Origin of the sequence: Mesorhizobium sp. M7A.F.Ca.ET.027.03.2.1, from assembly GCF_003999175.1 — a bacterium.
Taxonomy (GTDB): domain Bacteria; phylum Pseudomonadota; class Alphaproteobacteria; order Rhizobiales; family Rhizobiaceae; genus Mesorhizobium.
On the sequence record NZ_RZOM01000561.1, the window covers coordinates 1 to 3,996 of the forward strand.

Sequence of the window (3,996 nt, forward strand, 5' to 3'; positions counted from 1 at the left end):
GGCAATGGAGCGTTATCGCTTCGGCCAGCGCGAAAGCCGCGATCGTGGCGGTCGCCTTGCCGCTTGCCGCGTGTGGCGCCGGCGGCTTCAGCCTGGAAAAAGCCGAAGTCGACCGCTCGATCCTGACCAGCAGCACGTCGGCCTCGGCCGCGCCGGCCAATTTGGATCGCGACTCCGACCAGACGACGATCGGCAATGCGGTTTCCTCGGCCGATATCGAGCAGCTCGGCGGGCAGGCCGTGCCGTGGGCCAATGCCGGCACCGGCTCGCGCGGTTCCATCACCGATCTGGCGGAATTGAAGGACAACGGCCAGACCTGCCGCCGCTTCAAGGCCTCGCGCGAAAGCTTTGACGGCGTTGCCATGTTCGAAGGCGAACTGTGACTGGCCAGCGCCGGCGGCTGGCGCATGCAGGACTTCAAGGCACTCTGATTTTCCGCGTCTGATATGCTGCTCCAGCACTGGAATTTCTTCCTATGCAAGCGCATATAGGAGGCAACCAGAGACTCAACTCTTCTCCAGGGCAGTAAGCATGCGCGACCCCTATGAGGTGCTGGGCGTTGCCAGGAACGCATCGTCCAAGGACATAAAGTCGGCGTATCGGAAACTCGCCAAGAAGCATCATCCGGACCAGAATCCGAATGATCCCAAGGCGAAGGACCGTTTTGCCGCGGCCAACCAGGCCTACGAGATCGTCGGCGACGAAAAGAATCGCGCCGCTTTCGATCGCGGCGAGATCGACGCCGACGGCAAGCCGCGATTCCAGGGCTTTGAGGGCGCTGCCGGTGGCGGCGATCCCTTCGGCGGCTTCCGCCGGCAGCAGGGTCCGGGCGGTTCGCGGTTCGAATTCCGCTCCGGCCGACCGGGTGGCGATCCGTTCGACGGCAACAGCGACATCTTCAGCCAGATTTTTGGCGACACTTTTTCGGGCGCGCGCGGTCCCGGCACGGGCGATCGCCGCCAGCAGGCGACAGCAGCCGATCTGAACGTGACGCTCGACGTCACCATCGAGGAAGCGGCGACCGCCGAAAAGGTGACGGCGATGTTCCCCGACGGCCGCAAGGTGGCGGTCAAGCTGCCGGCCTATGTCGAGGATGGCCAGACCATCCGCCTCAAGGGCCAAGGCGAGCAGGGGCCGGGCCAGCCAGGCGACGCGCTGGTCAAGATCCATCTGCGCCGACATCCACGCTACCGCATCGAGGGCCGCGACCTGCACGCCGATCTGCCGGTGGCCCTGGCGGATGCGGTGCTCGGCGCCAAGGTGCCGGTCGAGACGCCGACCGGCAGGCTCGCGGTCAACATTCCAGCCTGGTCGAGCTCCGACAAGGTCCTGCGGCTGAAGGGCAGAGGCCTCCCGGAAAAGGCCGGCGGCCACGGCGATCTCTACGCTCATGTGCGCATCATGCTGCCGGGAGGCGGTGATAGCGCGCTCGAAGCGCTGTTGCGCAGCCAAAAAGGCTGATCGGCGGCTTTTGTCCCCTGAACTGTCCGGTTTGAGCGCTTGAAGGGGCTCTGTGCCTGTGCGATAGGGCAACCCACAAAGCTGAAATCTTGCGGAGAGCGCTGACATGGCGGGTGGACAGGGCCTAATGGCCGGCAAGCGCGGCCTCATTCTTGGCGTCGCCAACAATAGGTCGATCGCCTATGGCATCGCCAAGTCGTGCGTCGACCATGGCGCCGAGATAGCGCTGACCTATCAGGGCGAGGCGTTCAAGAAGCGCGTCGAGCCGCTGGCGGCGGAACTGGGCGCCTTTGTCGCCGGCCATTGCGACGTCACCGATCCGGCGAGCCTGGACGAGGTTTTCGCCAATGTCGCCAAACATTGGGGCAAGCTTGATTTCCTGGTCCACGCCATCGCCTTCTCCGACAAGGATGAACTGACCGGCCGCTATGTCGAGACGACGCGCGACAATTTCCTGCGCACCATGGACATTTCGGTCTATTCCTTCACCACCATAGCCAAGCGCGCCGAGGCGCTGATGACCGATGGCGGCTCGTTGCTGACGCTGACCTACTACGGCGCCGAAAAGGTCATGCCGCACTACAACGTCATGGGTGTCGCCAAGGCGGCGCTCGAGGCCAGCGTGCGCTACCTGGCGGTCGACCTCGGCGCCAAGAAGATCCGCGTCAACGCCATCTCGGCCGGCCCGATCAAGACGTTGGCCGCCTCCGGCATCGGCGATTTCCGCTACATCCTGAAGTGGAACGAGTACAATTCGCCGCTGAAGCAGACGGTCACGCAGGAGGAAGTCGGCGATTCCGGCGTCTATTTCCTGTCCGACCTGTCGCGCGGCGTCACCGGTGAAGTGCACCACGTCGATTCGGGCTACCACGTCGTCGGCATGAAGGCGGTCGACGCGCCTGATATTTCGACGGTCAAGGACTAACGCCCGGCCAACCGTCGTCCGTCCCGATCCCGCACCGGAAGACCTGATGTACCCGCTGGTTTATATCGCGCGCCACGGCCAGACCGCGTGGAACGCCGAAATGCGACTTCAGGGGCAGGCCGATACCGATCTCAACGCTCTTGGCCGCGAACAGGCGACCGGCAACGGGCTTCGGCTAGCCGCGTTGGTCCCAAATCCCTGGGAATTCGATTTCCTCGCCAGTCCGATGAAACGGACGCGCGAAACGATGCAGCGTGTTCGCGCCGCGATGAAGCTCGATCCGGATGCCTATCGAACCGATCCGCGCCTCGTCGAAGTCAATTTCGGCGATTGGCAGGGATTTACCTTTCCCGAGCTCGAGACAGGATATCCCGGAGCAAGCAGGACGCGCGCTCTGGACAAATGGAACTTTCAGCCGCCCGGCGAAGGTGCGGAGAGCTATCAGATGCTGCTCGAACGGGTGAGGCCATGCTTCGACGCGATCGAACGCCAGACGATATGCGTGACCCATGGCGGCGTCATGCGCACCTTGTTTCGCTTCGTTCTGGGGCTGGCCGAGGACGAGGCCGCGAACCTGGAAATACCGCAGGATCGCCTGCTCAAGCTCGAAGGCAAGAGTCTGGAGTGGCTTTAATGCATGTCGCCCAAAAGTGGCCCCGGTTTTGGGAGAACGACATGCATAAAACAAAGACCTAAAGCGGGTCGCCTGAATCCGTTCAGACGCGACACGCTTTAGGCCATTGGCAGGCGGCTCGGCGAAAGCTGAACCGCAAACACAGCATTCAATTGAGGTTGGAAGCTCTAGTTGGCAGAGCTGTCCGGCAGTTCCATGTCGGTGACGATGTTTTCGCCATTGGTCACATCGTAGGCGATGACGATGTCCATGCCCGGCTTCAGCGCGTCGAGATCGGTCTCGGCGTTCAGCTTGTAGGACTTGCCGTCATCCAGCGTCAGCGTCGCCGTATCCTTGTCGATCTTCTTGATCAGGCCTTCGGTCTGGCCGGCGAAAGCGGCGGTGGAAAGCAGCAGCGTGGCGGCAATGGCGCCAATCAGGGTACGCATGATCGTTCCTCTTTATCATTGCGCCGGCATGGCGGCGGGCGTTCAACGGCGGATGGAGCAGAGCAGAAACCAACCGAATGTGTCAAAACTAAATCCGCCAGATCACAGTTTGACCCCTGTGAAAAACGCCAATAGAAGGCAACCTACAGCGCCGCGCGTCCTCTTGGACGCGCAAAGGACGCTGTAGCATTGTTGATTTTGCGCATGATCCTTTCCGAAAATCGCTCCGATTTTCGGGGTCATGCGCCAAGCCGGCTCCGCTGCCGGGCAGGGTCATTTCATGTCTCACAACACGTTCGGGCACCTTTTCCGCGTCACCACCTGGGGCGAAAGCCATGGCCCGTCGCTCGGCTGCGTGGTCGACGGCTGCCCGCCCGGCATCCGCTTCACTCGAGCCGACATCCAGGCCGACCTCGACAAGCGCCGGCCGGGGCAATCACGTTTCGTGACGCAGCGTCGCGAACCGGATGAAGTGAAGGTGCTGTCCGGCTTCATCTTCGACGAGGACGGCGAGACGATGATCACCACCGGCACGCCGGTGTCGATGC

The 3,996-nt window shown here is 62.5% G+C and carries 6 protein-coding genes; 5 read left to right on the forward strand and 1 reads right to left on the reverse strand.

What is annotated here, in order from left to right; all coding sequences use genetic code 11:
• The 4 genes from EN750_RS22170 to EN750_RS22185 all read left to right on the forward strand — a co-directional run.
• The coding region (locus EN750_RS22170) for an RT0821/Lpp0805 family surface protein (RefSeq protein WP_245482768.1) at positions 1-383 on the forward strand (383 nt) is incomplete at its 5' end.
• Between the two features lie 148 nt (positions 384-531).
• The gene (locus EN750_RS22175; protein WP_127397645.1) at positions 532-1,461 is read left to right on the forward strand and encodes a J domain-containing protein; all 930 of its coding nucleotides are present in this window, start codon (positions 532-534) and stop codon (positions 1,459-1,461) included.
• Between the two features lie 106 nt (positions 1,462-1,567).
• On the forward strand, positions 1,568-2,386 hold the full coding sequence (gene fabI, locus EN750_RS22180; RefSeq protein ID WP_127397646.1) for an enoyl-ACP reductase FabI: 819 nt from the start codon (positions 1,568-1,570) through the stop codon (positions 2,384-2,386).
• Positions 2,387-2,432: 46 nt separating this feature from the next.
• Positions 2,433-3,020 (forward strand): histidine phosphatase family protein, encoded by a 588-nt coding sequence (locus EN750_RS22185; RefSeq protein WP_127397647.1) that lies wholly within the window; start codon positions 2,433-2,435, stop codon positions 3,018-3,020.
• Positions 3,021-3,187: 167 nt separating this feature from the next.
• On the opposite strand, the gene EN750_RS22190 is transcribed toward EN750_RS22185, so the two are convergent.
• Positions 3,188-3,448: a DUF1344 domain-containing protein gene (locus EN750_RS22190; RefSeq protein ID WP_027035965.1), complete on the reverse strand. Its 261-nt coding sequence runs from the start codon at positions 3,446-3,448 to the stop codon at positions 3,188-3,190.
• Positions 3,449-3,728: 280 nt separating this feature from the next.
• On the opposite strand from EN750_RS22190, the gene EN750_RS22195 reads away from it, so the two are divergent.
• Positions 3,729-3,996 (forward strand): chorismate synthase (locus tag EN750_RS22195; RefSeq protein WP_127397648.1); only part of this gene is annotated, 268 nt, incomplete at its 3' end.

Coding starts and splice junctions, on each gene's coding strand:
- EN750_RS22185 (WP_127397647.1), top strand. CDS start 2,433: ATGTACCCGCTGGTTTATATCGCGCGCCACGGCCAGACCGCGTGGAAC.
- EN750_RS22190 (WP_027035965.1), bottom strand. CDS start 3,448: ATGCGTACCCTGATTGGCGCCATTGCCGCCACGCTGCTGCTTTCCACC.
- fabI (WP_127397646.1), top strand. CDS start 1,568: ATGGCGGGTGGACAGGGCCTAATGGCCGGCAAGCGCGGCCTCATTCTT.
- EN750_RS22175 (WP_127397645.1), top strand. CDS start 532: ATGCGCGACCCCTATGAGGTGCTGGGCGTTGCCAGGAACGCATCGTCC.